At 46.2% G+C, this 12,127-nt stretch carries 17 protein-coding genes; 6 read left to right on the forward strand and 11 right to left on the reverse strand.

What is annotated here, in order from left to right; translation table 11 throughout:
- The 4 genes from L692_RS0114515 to L692_RS0114530 all read left to right on the forward strand — a co-directional run.
- A partial coding sequence (locus L692_RS0114515) for an MFS transporter (RefSeq protein ID WP_025700898.1) occupies positions 1-805 on the forward strand: 805 nt, incomplete at its 5' end.
- 49 nt (positions 806-854) lie between these two features.
- A complete protein-coding gene (locus L692_RS0114520) occupies positions 855-1,715 on the forward strand; it encodes an NmrA family NAD(P)-binding protein (RefSeq protein WP_025700899.1) in 861 nt (286 codons plus the stop codon).
- 113 nt (positions 1,716-1,828) lie between these two features.
- Entirely contained in the window at positions 1,829-3,256 is a 1,428-nt protein-coding gene (locus L692_RS0114525; RefSeq protein ID WP_025700900.1) for a hypothetical protein, read from the forward strand.
- Positions 3,257-3,274: 18 nt separating this feature from the next.
- On the forward strand, positions 3,275-3,610 hold the full coding sequence (locus L692_RS0114530) for a hypothetical protein (protein ID WP_025700901.1): 336 nt from the start codon (positions 3,275-3,277) through the stop codon (positions 3,608-3,610).
- A 79-nt stretch (positions 3,611-3,689) separates the two neighbouring features.
- Here L692_RS0114530 and L692_RS0114535 read toward each other — a convergent pair whose 3' ends face one another.
- From L692_RS0114535 to L692_RS0114565, 7 genes are all read right to left on the reverse strand, one after another.
- Positions 3,690-4,034 (reverse strand): hypothetical protein, encoded by a 345-nt coding sequence (locus L692_RS0114535; RefSeq protein WP_025700902.1) that lies wholly within the window; start codon positions 4,032-4,034, stop codon positions 3,690-3,692.
- A 46-nt stretch (positions 4,035-4,080) separates the two neighbouring features.
- Entirely contained in the window at positions 4,081-4,437 is a 357-nt protein-coding gene (locus tag L692_RS0114540; RefSeq protein WP_025700903.1) for a hypothetical protein, read from the reverse strand.
- 174 nt (positions 4,438-4,611) lie between these two features.
- A complete protein-coding gene (locus L692_RS0114545) occupies positions 4,612-5,610 on the reverse strand; it encodes a ketoacyl-ACP synthase III (RefSeq protein WP_025700904.1) in 999 nt (332 codons plus the stop codon).
- A 79-nt stretch (positions 5,611-5,689) separates the two neighbouring features.
- Positions 5,690-6,070 carry a hypothetical protein gene (locus L692_RS0114550; RefSeq protein ID WP_025700905.1) on the reverse strand — a complete coding sequence of 127 codons (381 nt, stop codon included), beginning with the start codon at positions 6,068-6,070 and terminating at the stop codon, positions 5,690-5,692.
- 178 nt (positions 6,071-6,248) lie between these two features.
- Positions 6,249-6,704: a hypothetical protein gene (locus tag L692_RS30665; protein ID WP_025700906.1), complete on the reverse strand. Its 456-nt coding sequence runs from the start codon at positions 6,702-6,704 to the stop codon at positions 6,249-6,251.
- 115 nt (positions 6,705-6,819) lie between these two features.
- Positions 6,820-7,725 (reverse strand): nucleoside hydrolase, encoded by a 906-nt coding sequence (locus L692_RS0114560; RefSeq protein ID WP_025700907.1) that lies wholly within the window; start codon positions 7,723-7,725, stop codon positions 6,820-6,822.
- Positions 7,726-7,870: 145 nt separating this feature from the next.
- On the reverse strand, positions 7,871-8,884 hold the full coding sequence (locus L692_RS0114565; RefSeq protein WP_025700908.1) for a zinc-dependent alcohol dehydrogenase family protein: 1,014 nt from the start codon (positions 8,882-8,884) through the stop codon (positions 7,871-7,873).
- Positions 8,885-8,998: 114 nt separating this feature from the next.
- Here L692_RS0114565 and L692_RS0114570 point away from each other — a divergent pair, with 114 nt between their 5' ends.
- Entirely contained in the window at positions 8,999-9,391 is a 393-nt protein-coding gene (locus tag L692_RS0114570) for a winged helix-turn-helix transcriptional regulator (protein WP_025700909.1), read from the forward strand.
- Between the two features lie 93 nt (positions 9,392-9,484).
- Here the strand turns inward: L692_RS0114570 and L692_RS0114575 are convergent, their stop codons facing one another.
- The 3 genes from L692_RS0114575 to L692_RS0114585 all read right to left on the reverse strand — a co-directional run bounded on the left by L692_RS0114575 (position 9,485) and on the right by L692_RS0114585 (position 10,979).
- Positions 9,485-9,778 carry a DUF6809 family protein gene (locus L692_RS0114575; RefSeq protein ID WP_025700910.1) on the reverse strand — a complete coding sequence of 98 codons (294 nt, stop codon included), beginning with the start codon at positions 9,776-9,778 and terminating at the stop codon, positions 9,485-9,487.
- A 106-nt stretch (positions 9,779-9,884) separates the two neighbouring features.
- On the reverse strand, positions 9,885-10,361 hold the full coding sequence (locus tag L692_RS28890; protein ID WP_036723777.1) for a hypothetical protein: 477 nt from the start codon (positions 10,359-10,361) through the stop codon (positions 9,885-9,887).
- Between the two features lie 135 nt (positions 10,362-10,496).
- Positions 10,497-10,979 (reverse strand): DUF1572 family protein, encoded by a 483-nt coding sequence (locus L692_RS0114585; RefSeq protein WP_025700912.1) that lies wholly within the window; start codon positions 10,977-10,979, stop codon positions 10,497-10,499.
- Positions 10,980-11,130: 151 nt separating this feature from the next.
- Here L692_RS0114585 and L692_RS0114590 point away from each other — a divergent pair, with 151 nt between their 5' ends.
- Positions 11,131-11,607: a hypothetical protein gene (locus L692_RS0114590; RefSeq protein WP_156940448.1), complete on the forward strand. Its 477-nt coding sequence runs from the start codon at positions 11,131-11,133 to the stop codon at positions 11,605-11,607.
- A gap of 265 nt (positions 11,608-11,872) precedes the next feature.
- Here the strand turns inward: L692_RS0114590 and L692_RS34040 are convergent, their stop codons facing one another.
- Positions 11,873-12,076 (reverse strand): DUF1572 family protein, encoded by a 204-nt coding sequence (locus tag L692_RS34040; RefSeq protein ID WP_198027763.1) that lies wholly within the window; start codon positions 12,074-12,076, stop codon positions 11,873-11,875.
- Positions 12,077-12,127 lie beyond the last annotated feature (51 nt).

Genomic DNA, 12,127 nt, shown 5'->3' on the forward strand with positions numbered 1-12,127 from the left:
CGTAACGGCCGGCATGATCTTAGTCGTGTATTATCTCGTTCAGTCCCCGGTCGAAGGCTGGCTGCATGCGGCAACGCTTATCCCGGGGCTGATCGGGGCGGCCCTGCTTCTCCTGTTTGTGGCGATTGAGAAGCGCACAAGCGAGCCGCTGATTCCTTTCCGTCTCTTCCGCATCCGCAATTTGACCGGCGCAGCTATTACAGCCGCTCTGTTCTCCGCCTCATTCGGTACGCTGTATTATTTCCTGACGCTTTACACGCAAGAGGTGCTGCAATATACTGCGATCCAGTCGGGCCTTACTTTCCTGCCTCTGACGATCAGCGCCTTGCTGGGAGCCAGGCTGATTAACAAAATGATTTCGGGCGCAGGCGTGGCCGGTACGATCGCAACCGGGATGGGACTTGGCGTTATCGGATTCTTGCTGCTTACCCGGGTATCCGAGACCGGAACCGCTTGGGATGTTATTCCGGGCATGGTCATCATCGGCTTGGGTCAGGCCTTTGTATTCACGACGATGTATATCGCGGCAAGCACAGGAATTGACATGAAAGAGCAAGGGGTCGCCTCCGCGATCGTCACGACTGGGCAGCAGATTGGCGGCGCCGTCGGGTTGGCTGTCATAATGGCTATCCTCTCGGCAAGTTTGGGCGCGAATGCTACCTTGGAAACGATGGAAGCCGCGGCGCTCAACGGAGCGATCCGCACAGCAATCTTTATCGAAGCCGTTATTGCGCTGATAAGCATTATTGTCGCGTTTGTCTCACTTAGACAAAAGAAGTCCGCCAAACTGAAAGCAGCGGCATAAATGATCGGGTTGCCTGCGCAAAAATTTAAAACTTGAGGAGTGTATTGAAATGAATGATACCAGCAAAATTCTGATTACCGGCGGGAATGGAAAAACTGGAAGCCGTATCGCAAAACGTCTTATGGAGCTTGGTTATAGCGTTCGGACCGCCGGCCGGGGCAAAGCTTCTTCTGCGAGTATCCAGGATCATATGCAGTTCGAATGGAATGATGCAGCCTCATATGACCGGGTGTTGAGCAACGTGGATAAGATATATCTTGTAGCGCCGCTCCTCGTCATGGACCCGTCGGCGGTGATGGCGCCTTTTCTGGAGAAGGCTGTAAAAGCGGGGGTCCGGCGGGTGGTGCTGCTCAGCAGCGCATCCGTCCCGGAGGACGGACCGGTGTTCGGCAAGGTGCATCAGGCAATACGTCAACTTGTCCCGGAATGGGCGGTGCTGCGGCCTGCTTATTTTTTTCAAAACTTCACTGAAGGCCAGCATGCTACAACCATCAACCGTGACGGGGTTATCATTACGGCCACCGGGACTGGCCGGGTCGGCTTCATTGATGCGGACGATATCGCCGAGGTGGGCGTTCGCGCGCTGATTGATCCGAAGCCTCATAATACCGATCATATCATCACCGGCCCACAGTCTCTGTCTTATGCGGAGGCGGGGGAAATAATTGGCGCCGCTGCGGGCCGGACCATTACGCACAGACATATCGAAACGAAAGAGCTGGCCACCGGGCTGATCAACCTCGGGATAGCGGAAGACTACGCTTATTTCCTCGCCGGCCTGGATGAGTCGATCAAAAATAACGGCACCGAGGATTTGGTGACCGATACAGTGGAACGTGTAACCGGGCGTCCGCCAAGATCGCTGGCCGAGTTCGCCGCATCGCACGCTGCATTCTGGAAGCCAAATTAAAGGGAGACCTCCTCCCAGATCTAAAGATGTGAATGTTATAGTCATTCCGCCCTTCCCACCTGCCCGGGAAAATCGTACATATATAACGAAAACCCCGGGTAAGGAGGATGACTTTGAAAAGAGGCAATATTTATACCACAAAAGTGTACAGCGATAAAAGAATTAACATACGCTTGGTCAGCAAGCGGCTGAAAAGGCTAAAAAAGATCATACTGTTCATCGACTCAAATGGAAAATTACGTATAAAAATCCACAACAAAGCGAACCGCAAGGTAAGATGTTTTAAAAAAAGGCGGCCCTTAAATGGGAAAAAGCGCTCAAGACACTCCGAAAGGAAGAAAGGAGTAATGACAGACATCAATGAAATCGTCGTTGTCCGCGATCCCCCAATTTCGAATCAACCAATCGTGATTACAACCACCCCACAGGTGGCAAACAATCCAAACGTTGCAATCAACCCGACACATACGATGGTGAACCGGCAGGACGTGAGTTCACACATTCAGCAGGGGGAATCCAGCACAGAGTTGGCTGAACGCCCGCATCAACTAACAGACGTACACCCCTCCCCGGGAGAAGCAATCAGTGGCTCTAACAAGAATATGCTTATACAAATTTTCAAGGAGAATACAATTACCCTCCTTTCACAGATGGCAACCAACCCAATCCTTTCCACTCATCCGCCGCTTACGACGGAGAACCCGCAGGATAAGAGCTTAGTTATTCAGCCGACAGAATCCGGCACAGGGTTGGCTGAGCGCCCGCATCAACTACTGAACATACACCTCCCGGAAGAAGCGATCAGCGGCTCTAGCAAGAATATGCCTGTACAGATTGTCAAGGAGAATACAATTACAACCACCCCACAGTTGCCAATCACCCCAAACGTCGCAACCCATCCGCCGCTTACAACGGAGAACCCGCAGGATAAGAGCTTAGTTATTCAGCCGACAGAATCCGGCACAGGGTTGGGTGAGCGCCCGCATCAACTACTGAACATACACCTCCCGGAAGAAGCGATCAGCGGCTCTAGCAAGAACATGCCTGTACAGATTGTCAAGGACAATAAAAATACCCCAACAGTGACGAATCACGGAACGGTGATCAACGAACCTGCTTTAAAAAGTGATCCCGATCCAGCGTTGGCGAACAGCCAGAAGTCTGAGCTTATCCAAATCATCCCGCAAGAAGCGCCGGTCGTTAATGATAGCCGGACTACCCGCGAACCTACTATAGATGCGAAAGATGCGAAAGATGCGAAAAAAACCAGCGATCCGGGCAGCTACCTTAGCTGGATCGAATGGGGACACAAGCAACAAAAGGAACGAGCAAGCAAACCTGAAGAGATCATTCCAGTGCCGGTGGCAGCTTCCCTGTCGGATGATAAAGTCCCGGAGCCGAACCATGAACAAGAACCCTTGACACAGGTCAAAGGCAAAGATAACAACAAATTATCTACTCAGGAGGATGTCACTGTAAAAATAACTGGAGAGAACGGTAATGGTTCAATTAGAGGAAGCGGACGGCATAACAGCGGATGATAAATTAGGAGTGATCATGTGATTCAGAATGAAAAAGAAATTACGGATCTTGTTGAAAGTATAATCACCAGGCATATAAAACAGTTGCAGGAAAAATTCAGCGGTAAACTCAATGCTGACCTGAAAAATGAAAACGGAAATGCAAGTGTCAAGCAAAGTGGAAATGGCATAGTATATGTAGATAATACAGGAATCGCTTATGCTATGGTCTTATTCTATTATCATTTCATGGATGAGGAGCATAGAAAGGCCATGAATATCGATGAGATTCTGAGCAGACTCGATGGAATTATTTCTGAGAACCGCAAAACTTTTACGGATGTCATTGAATCATTAAAAAACTTATCAGAATGAAATGATGCCGGACAGTTCAATCCGCAAACTGAACTGCCCGGTATCTCAATACGTTACGTGCGCTGCAGAACTTTTAAAATTAGTAATCTACATGTGCGTTACCGTTTTTGACTTGAATGAAAATTCTTTGTTCAGAATCCTGATCGGACTCTTGCTCGGATTTCTGTTCAGCTCTTTGCTCGGATTCCTGTTTGGCTTCTTGCTCTGCTTTGGCAGAAGCAAAAGCATTTGCGAATGCTTTGGCGAAAGCTTCGCTTATTGCCTTTGCAAGAGCTTCGTTGTCGTTCTCGTTTTTATTTTCGTTTTCATTTTCGTTTTCGCTTTTGTTCTCATTCTCGTTTTTATTGAAGCTTTTTTGGAATTGCAAAGCAACCGCAATGGCCAATGCCAGAGTTTCCGGATCAATACCTTCGTAATTACTCACTGTATTTTCCCTCACTTTGAATTTTATTGGTTTTTAGTTGGCTATATTACAAGCTTTTTTTGCTGCGTTTTACATGTGCGTTACCGTTTTTTACCTCGATATAAATGTTTTGATCGGAATCCTGATCGGAATCCTGATCGGATTTTTGTTTAGCTTTTTGCTCGGATTCCTGTTTGAGTTCCTGTTCAGCCTCCGCTTTGGATCTTGCACTTGCATAAGCTTTAGCGAAAGCTTCAGCTAAAGCCTTTGCCCGTGCCTTATTATCGTTGTCGTTCTCGTTGTCATTGTCGTTGTCATTGTCATTCTTGTTGTCATTGTCGTTTCTGTTAAAGCTCAGTTGTGCTTGTAATGCTGCGGCAAGTGCGGCTGCAAGAGCATCTACATCAAATTCTCTGTCACTCATGTTTTGTCTCCTTTCGGTTTGATAGTATAGCTTATGACAGAGAAATGGATTGGAAAGGGTGATTGAACTGGATGCAAAATCCATTTTTTCACATACAATCCTCTTGATAGGATGAATGAAAAAAGCACCCTTCTCATTCTGCGAGAGGGATGCCTTTTGGATTTCGTACGCCTATTAATATTTATAAATCACATTGCAGGAAGTAATTCCCGCGCCTACCGACCAGAAGATAATGACGTCGCCCCGTTTGATCTCCCCCGCTTCAATCGATTTGGCAAAGGCAACAAACGGACTGCTTGTCCCTGTATATCCAAACTCATTGCCGATAAACTTGAATTTCTCATGATCCTCGTTAAGCTGGTCGCAGATGATATCGATATTCTTCTTGGCAAATTGAGACAGGAAGTATCGTTTGACATCAGACTTGGTCAGCCCGTTCTCCATAAGCAATCTCTCAATGGCGTTCTTCGCGCTCAAGAAAGCATCATCCGTGTCGAACGGCAGCCACTCGATCCGTTTGTCGCTCTCCTCCAGGTCCTCCCTGTATATATTGGAGAATCCCTTGGCGGGGAGAACAATCGTATCATGCAGCGAAGAATCGGTATAGTATGAAGAATCTATAAATCCGCCATCGTAGTCCTCCACCCGTTCGAGGATAAGCGCCGCTGCGGCATCACCGAAGTTGGAGTACGGAACCTCTTCATTGGTTCTGGAGTATTTATTCAATTGCTCCGCTCCGACAATCATGGCATATTTCACATTGGGATTCGAAAGCATATTGCGGCTGATTTGCTCCAATGCAACAACCATCCCCACACAATTGGAGTTGATATCGTAGACGATAGCGGAGTTCTTGCCGCCCAAGGCATGATGCACTTTCACCGCATTGGTCGGTTGGACATACTCGGGTGTCCCGGATGAAAAAACAATCATGTCCAGCTCATGGCCCTCAATTCCCGTTTGGCTCAGCGCCCGTTTTGCAGCTTCAATTCCCATCGTCAAAGGATTCTCCTGCGGATCATTTGACAGATACCGGGTTTCCCGCCCTGTCACCTCCAGAAGACCTGTAATATCCTTCCCTTGCCGTGCAAAATGCTGCACAAAGTAATCATTGCCTACTTTATTCTCCGGATGATAAACCGCCACTCCACGAATTTTCACATTTGCATTCATTATTTTCATCCCCTTTTCATAATTCTGCAACAAAAAAAGCAGTACTCCGGGCGGTATTTCGCTAGGGTGTGCTGCCTGATCATTCGAACTTAAGCTGTCCAGGATTGCTTACAAATTTGAACTTGTCCTGCAAGTTCACTTCACGGGCCACCCGTTTAAGCTGCATTTGGCCCACAGGATTGGCCGGATTAATGAAGCTTACCGACTTGAATTCCGCATATGCTTTGTACGCATCACGCAAATATGGCAATATATCGGGCTTGAAGGTCGAAAGGCCCTGGCAGTCGATTACGATGCTATATTCATCCTTGTTTAAAGGAGTCGCATGCTTGCTGTAGTCTGAAAAAAACTTCTCCGCTTCAGCTACGCCGTAGAAACCAAAGAGGTCAATGTGAAACACCTTTGTCTTGGGATCAACCCACATCTCATGCCGTCCCTGTTGGTTTGCTGATTCTGTCATCTGTCATTACCGCCTTTCATATTGAGCACTAGGTTTGAATATGATTCTCGCGTTGTCAATCCTTGGTAGCCTAAATTATATATCGGATAAGCGTCCGAAATTAATTAGTAACAAAGGACCAATAAGCTGATTATTCCGATCCCCTTTCCATGAATGGGAATTATTGCAAATCACTCGGTCAGGAGTCCTTGTTGTAGGCGCTTAAACTGCTAAGGATATGTCCAATGGCAAATATCACCCCGCAGGCGAATAAATAAGGCGAATGCAGAACCACCGCGGCAAAAAGAAAATAGAGGACCGGGCTGATCGCCAAAGGCACCGGAATCCCGAACATGGGAGCAAATAACAGGCTGTATTCCCTATCCCCCCTGACATATCGAATCCATCCCAAGTAATAGAGCGAAAGAGATACTATCATTCCGATCAGGGAAATAACTTCATAGAAATGATCAATATGTATGGATGAGAATAAAGGAATCAGGAATACCCCGACCCGCCCGACCGCTTCCGCCACCGAAAAGATTGGATTGCCTTTATCCTCCTCGTTCGGCTTATTCCTTGGCTGTAATCCAATAAACATAAGATTTGGCAGCAATATCAGGAACGGTATGACAAGACTCAATGGATGAAACAACTCGCTCTCCCCTTTTCTGTACTGTGGTTTCTCATTATACTAAAAAGCAAAAGCCCCCGCAGCGTTATTCTGTGGGAGCTTTCAGGACGAACACAGTTTCGCAGCTTTATCCAGGTCAGGCTTGTCCGGTCAAACGGTCTAGCAGCATCGCCAGAAACCGCTCGCTGTCCACTTCAAGGCAGACTTCCACATTGCCGTCCTCCGCGCGGACAGCGACGGTTTGGCCTGTCTTCGCACGGTGGTCGTATTCGACGGTCACTTTCATTTTCTCGGTGGCAACAAGCGACCGGTCAATGAGCAGCGAGACGGTGAGCGGGTCATGCAGAAACGTTTGTTCAGATTGGATAAAATCGAACCAGTATTCCATCTGGCGGGCCAGCGCGGCATTCAGCGGATCACTCGTTGCCTGGAGCCGTTTGCAGTGTTCATTGGTAATAATGACCTGCTTGGTGACATCCAGCCCGACCATGACGATGGGCGCGCCGCTGCCAAATACAACAGACGCCGCTTCCGGGTCGCTGACAATATTATGCTCGGTCACAGGCAGTTCGGCGGCATTGCGGCCAAGCCGGGTAACGCCGCCCATTAAAATAATCTCTTTAACATTCCGGGCAATTCTCGGCTCGCGGATCAGACATGCGGCGATGTTGGTCAGCGGTCCAATCGGGACAAGCGTAATTTCGCCCGGATTCGACATAATCATATCGATGATGAAATCGACAGCGTGGCGCTCTTCGTAAGGAAGCGATTCACCTTCCTCAATAAGCCCTTTCCCTTCGTGGCCGGCCATCCAGATTTCACGGTTCCCGAGCAGCGGCCGATCCAGACCGGCGTACACACGCACGTCCTCCCGGCCGCCGTGCTGAAGCATTTTGGTGACCATTCGGGCGCGCAAATCGGCATCTCCGTAAACGGTTGTAACTCCTTCGAGAATCAGCTCCGGGGATTTCATCGCCAGCGCAAGCGCCATGGCGTCATCAATATCACTGCCGATATCCGTGTCGATAATCAAACGATTCATATTCATTTCCTCACTTTGCGGCTTTTTTTGACAGGGTTGAAGTCATGCTATGTATGATTGTATCAAATTTTAAATGCACCCGCCGGAACTTTCATCAGCCTAACCCGAGGGTCATTCCAATGTCCGTTCCAGGGGTGCACTCTCGTCAAAACTTAATGCAAATCTTTCCGAAATACGAGCCCTCCGCCAAGTAATGCAGCGCTTCGACTGCATGTTCGAATGGAAACACGCGGTCAATGACCGGACGAAGCCGATTTTGCTGGATGGCACGGTTCATGGCCTCAAACATGTCCCGGCTCCCGACGTTGATCGCTTGCAAGCGCGCTCTTCTTAAAATGGCGGGGATGATTTCGAAGCCTTCCACCTGGAAGCCCGATAGACCGCCTACCAAGCTGATCTGTCCGCCCACCCGCAGCGCCGAGATGGACTTGTTGAGTGTAGCCGATCCGCCGAGATCGACGATATGGTCTGCCCCGCGTCCCTCCGTCTGTTCAAGAACGGCCTTATCCCATTCAGGCGTTTGCCTGTAATTGATGCCGAAATCCGCCCCCAGTTCCTTCGCCCGCTTAAGCTTCTCATCGCTGCTTGATGTTACAATCACGGTTGCTCCGTGAAGCTTGGCGAATTGAAGCGCGAACAGCGAGACGCCGCCTGTCCCCTGGACGACAACGGTATCACCCGCTGTGACCTTCCCTTCCTGGGCGATGGCATGCCATGCTGTCACCCCTGCGCAGGGAAGCGCCGCCGCCTCTTCATCCGTCAAATGGTCGGGGACGCGGACCAGTCCTTTTTCGGGCAGAACGGCATATTCTGCGAGCAGTCCATCCAGCGGACTTCCCAGCGAACTCACCCAATTGTCTTGGGTAGCCTCTCCGGAGATCCAGCTTTGAGTAAAAATCCCGCTTACCCGGTCGCCAATCTTGAACCTCTTCGTGTGCTCTCCCAAAGCGACAACTTCGCCTACACCATCAGATACCGGAATTAAGGGCGCGTTCAAACTCGGGTTATAGAATCCGCTAATTACACCCAAATCTCTGGAGTTAAGGGAAACCGCCCGCATTTTGATGCGCACCTCCTCAGGACCGGGAACCGGTAGCGGACGTTCAGCCGCCTTCAGTTGATCTATTCCGAATGCATCTTGAATTTCGTATACTTTCATGAGCGCTCTCTCCTTTTTGTATGGTATAGACACACATTAATATATGTACTACACTTTAGTAAGGAGGCACTTTATTGTGTCCAGGGAACCTAAAGGTGCACAGGAGGACATCAGATGAAATCTCCATTTTCGGCCAAAACCGTACAACCCGATATATCGTTATCTGTTTGCGGATACCGCAAGGTGCTTGATATTATTTCGAGCAAATGGACGGCCTTGGTCATCTATGCAATGGAAGATGGAATTATACGGTACGGAGAGATCAGAAGAAGAATCGAAGGCATTTCCAAAAAAATGCTGACCCAAACCCTCCGGCAACTGGAACGCGATGGATTGGTGAAGCGTGTTATTACGCCGTCCGTCCCGCCAATCGTCGAGTATTCCCTCACCCGGTTGGGTGAATCTTTGCTGGAACCCATGAGAGCGCTAAATAAGTGGACGAAGGAGCATTATTCGCTGGTGGAACAGGCCAGAGCGGCCTACGATCAGGGTAACAATGAGGAATGAAGTTCGAAGGAATAGTGCATCTGGTCAACCAACATCGACCGTAACGAAAGCTAAATAAGCTGCCTCCGGTAGAGTACCGGAGCAGCTTGTGGCCTATTTTTTTCTCTGAACAAAATCCTCGCCTCCGCCATACACTTCAACCATCATTAATGCCCCCATCCGAAACCCTTGGACAAAAGAGGCTGCGGAATAGATGGAAGTCGATTCGCCCAATAGATCAACCAATTTTTCAAGAGAATCGAACTCATCTGCTGAAAACTGCTTTTTATACTCTTCCATTGTTTTGGAAATTTCGCGGGTCAGCAAAGGATACTCCGGATTATTGGGTTTGATGCATTCGTCAGGCCGAATGTTTCCGTAAAATAAGCCCTCCAATATATTGCTCATGGTCTCCCTCCCATACTTTGATACTCTCTCCGCTCCATGATACATCATCAGACCAACAGGTATTGAGATCTAGCGATAAAATCGCTAGAAACTTGCATCTATGTATTTAAACTTTCCTCTTGGATAAGTAATATTGATGCTGAGTATGGAGCAATTTCATAATTTCCGGAATTTCTTTATTTGTTATTGGTTGTATACTTATTAATTCTCCGCCACATCTAAAATACTCTCGGCCATCCGAATATTTGTACTCGTATCCCTCTAACTGATCCTTGCACTTCCCACAGTTATAGCATCCGGTATACTTATAGTTATACTCTTCCATAACAGCTCTTACGCTTTCGTGGAAAATATGGGAGTAGTCTGTTGAAGCATAAAATTTCATTTTTAATATCGGTCTTCCTTGTTCAATTGAAAACTTCATTATATGCTTTTTAGTCTTGTTACTATTGAACACGTAATTTATTGCTTGGGTTTTTGCCTTTTTAGGTTTATATCCAAGCTTGATGGCATATCCAGCAATCTCAGAAAATATATTTTTTTCCTCATCAGACAAATACTGATAAAACTCTTCGAGATCCATAAACTTCTCGCTCCCTCTTGTTACTTCGAGTTTACTACAATATTCATTAGCTGGGATTACATATAACGTAGCTGGATTCACAACGTCACAGCGGCTTAGGGTCCGTTCAGAACCTGGTGGTGGACACGCCACCTACTATAATTCTCTTCTTGATATCGAGGTTGTAACATATTCTCTGTCCTTTATGATCTTGCTTATATAAAATACCTGTCCCATATGTTCTGAAAAGTGCGTTGCGTACTGTATTAACATATCTAAATTTGTTCTTTCCCTGTCTCTCACTAATTGTGTTTTCATAAATGTTTCTTCAGTCATGCTCTTTGTCGTTTCAATTATTTCACGAAACGATTCATTAGTTATTTGAATCAACTCTTCTTGCGTTCTATTCAGTTCCCCAAATTCTTCATCTCGATTTCTTATGAAATCTTTATTATTTATTCCTTTGCTGATTCTTTCATTTATGTTGCCACTAATATGAACAATTAAATTCGCTATACTGTTACTTGAATCATTAGGACGCCAATTAACCTGCCTATCGCTTAACTGATCCAAAACTAATATTACTCTTCTATGAATCTCTTCGAATTTTGCTATTAAAATGCTTTTCACCACATCCATGAGATCACCCATCCATTAATAGTTTTTTATTAGGGCCTGTACGTAATTTCGACATCGGCCGATGTACAATTGATATGATACAACATAATTAAAGGAAAAATTGCAACCTTTTGTAGGAGAGAATAAAATAATAGGAAAGGTGTGTTTATTGGTGAATAAAAGGATTATTATAACTATTTTTGTTTTATTATTGGTTGTGGTTTTGGGTCAAACATTTTTTGTTCGCAATAACTACAATATCAATCAGTTTATTAAGGAGCAGCAAATAGAAAATCCGCAGATAGTAACTCTTAAAGATAAGTCCTATATCTTTTCTGGGACTAATAATATTTATATATATAGAGGTAAATCAAATTATGAACACTATGTTGGAGAAGATCTTGGAGGCTACATTATTGGAGGAATGGAAAAGGGCTCTGTGGCCATCATTATTAAAAATAAAGAAATCGCAAATGATATATGGAGCTACACGGTTATTCTTGATGGCATAGAAATGGAACACAAAATTGATTATAAAAATGGAAATAATGTTATTGTGGTTGATGAAAGAATATGGAATCCGACTCCAGAATTTAAAATAATATTTTACAATAACTTTGGCAAAGAAATTATGATGATTAATCATTGAAACGCGCTAATCACGGGCTATTTATGCGGCTATGAGAAAATCCGAAAGCATCGATCAGTTTTCCATACAGTACATTTTACTTCATCCTCTAGAGGACTTTGGATCCCTCAGCTAGCCAGGAAGATCAATAGAATGTCATTGCAAAGACCGCACTGCCGATTCCATTGATCTTCTTTCCCTCCTTTACGTTCCCAATAAAAATTTCCAAGTATGGAAGCCTTTCGTACCGAGAGCCGGGGCCTAAAGGATGGCACTTGCTACCCTGTCAACAACTTATCATGGCCGGCGAAGCGGACAAGTTATTCAGTTCCTCAAATTCTTCATCTCGATTTCTTATGAAATCTTTATTATTTATTCCTTTGCTGATTCTTTCGTTTATGTTGCCGCTAATATGAACCATTAAATTCGCTATACTGTTGCTTGAATCATTAGGACGCCAATTAACCTGTTCATCGCTTAACTGATCCAAAACTAATATTATTCTTCACGCCTGTTGATTAACCACTAAATGGTAGAAAAA

This window comes from Paenibacillus forsythiae T98 (assembly GCF_000520735.1).
GTDB lineage: Bacteria > Bacillota > Bacilli > Paenibacillales > Paenibacillaceae > Paenibacillus_AQ > Paenibacillus_AQ forsythiae.

Bases quoted from the DNA above. Each gene is read 5' to 3' on its own strand.
- L692_RS0114560 (WP_025700907.1), bottom strand. From the start codon at position 7,725: ATGAATCGTTTGATTATCGACACGGATATCGGCAGTGATATTGATGAC.
- L692_RS0114565 (WP_025700908.1), bottom strand. From the start codon at position 8,884: ATGAAAGTATACGAAATTCAAGATGCATTCGGAATAGATCAACTGAAG.
- L692_RS0114570 (WP_025700909.1), top strand. From the start codon at position 8,999: ATGAAATCTCCATTTTCGGCCAAAACCGTACAACCCGATATATCGTTA.
- L692_RS0114550 (WP_025700905.1), bottom strand. From the start codon at position 6,070: ATGACAGAATCAGCAAACCAACAGGGACGGCATGAGATGTGGGTTGAT.
- L692_RS0114585 (WP_025700912.1), bottom strand. From the start codon at position 10,979: ATGGATGTGGTGAAAAGCATTTTAATAGCAAAATTCGAAGAGATTCAT.
- L692_RS28890 (WP_036723777.1), bottom strand. From the start codon at position 10,361: ATGGATCTCGAAGAGTTTTATCAGTATTTGTCTGATGAGGAAAAAAAT.
- L692_RS0114545 (WP_025700904.1), bottom strand. From the start codon at position 5,610: ATGAATGCAAATGTGAAAATTCGTGGAGTGGCGGTTTATCATCCGGAG.
- L692_RS0114520 (WP_025700899.1), top strand. From the start codon at position 855: ATGAATGATACCAGCAAAATTCTGATTACCGGCGGGAATGGAAAAACT.
- L692_RS0114540 (WP_025700903.1), bottom strand. From the start codon at position 4,437: ATGAGTGACAGAGAATTTGATGTAGATGCTCTTGCAGCCGCACTTGCC.
- L692_RS0114575 (WP_025700910.1), bottom strand. From the start codon at position 9,778: ATGAGCAATATATTGGAGGGCTTATTTTACGGAAACATTCGGCCTGAC.